Annotated in this window: 2 protein-coding genes; both read left to right on the top strand. The window is 51.4% G+C overall.

The window, feature by feature from the left end; genetic code table 11:
• The coding region (locus KYE_RS15365; protein WP_008175113.1) for a hypothetical protein at nt 1-423 on the top strand (423 nt) is incomplete at its 5' end.
• Nucleotides 424-529: 106 nt separating this feature from the next.
• Nucleotides 530-862 (top strand): hypothetical protein, encoded by a 333-nt coding sequence (locus KYE_RS15360; RefSeq protein ID WP_008175111.1) that lies wholly within the window; start codon nt 530-532, stop codon nt 860-862.
• Nucleotides 863-895 lie beyond the last annotated feature (33 nt).

The raw sequence follows: 895 nt of genomic DNA, 5'->3' as shown, positions 1-895 counted from the left end.
GACGAGATGAGTATGAAGTCAGAGGACAGACTGGTTTTCCGCTTAAAGGGTCGATTTGGCTACGTAGATGGCTCCTGGTTCAGCGATGCGGACCTTGCCTCTGTGCCAGCAGACACGGTCTTTCTGAATCTGGAAAATTCAGGGGTATCCGATTTCGGGATTGCCAGCTTGCCTGAAATGCCCGCATTACGCTGTATTGATCTTGATGGAACGCGGGTAACTGATGCGGCGATGGAGCGCCTTGCAACATTCAAGAGTCTTGAGGAAATCTGGCTTGAAAGTACTGTAGTTTCAGATAGCGGGCTCGGTTTTCTCCAGTCACTCAAGGGGCTTAAATTCATATCGGTATTGGATTGCGAACACATATCGAATGAGGCGATATCGAGCTTGCAGGCAGCGAATCCAGGGATTGAAGTACATTGAGAGCCGGTACCGCGTCTAACCATGACAGTCACGGCGACGGCTACTACATTGCGGCTTCGCCTCCATTCCGCAGCCGCGCGTGCTGTTTGCGTTAGGACTTCCAAGCATGAAATTGTCGTTTCAAGGAAACCAAGTCATCCATCCAGGCGGTGAGCTAGAGGCTCAATACCCTGTGCAGGAAGCTCGATTTCTCGACGGCAAAATCGTGGTTATTTATGACTACATGGCGTTCCCGCAGGATGCCCCTGCGCGCAATCTATTTGCATACGATCAGAGCGGTGGGCTCATTTGGCGCGCCGAGGATATCGGTCAAGGTCGCACGGATGCCTACGTCAATATTCTCAGCGAAGCGCCGCTCAAAGTGGGTAATTTCTCGGGCTTTGAGGTCGAGTTAGATGCATCAACTGGTAAGGTTCTGAATAAGGTCTTCACCAAGTGAGTCCTAACCAATCATTCCAGTTCGTTCCGGCCC

Source organism: Marinobacter manganoxydans MnI7-9 (genome assembly GCF_000235625.1).
Lineage (GTDB): Bacteria > Pseudomonadota > Gammaproteobacteria > Pseudomonadales > Oleiphilaceae > Marinobacter > Marinobacter manganoxydans.
Note: the sequence above shows the minus strand (reverse complement) of the source record. Positions and strands in the feature narration are given on the sequence as shown.

Bases quoted from the DNA above. Each gene is read 5' to 3' on its own strand.
- KYE_RS15360 (WP_008175111.1), top strand. From the start codon at position 530: ATGAAATTGTCGTTTCAAGGAAACCAAGTCATCCATCCAGGCGGTGAG.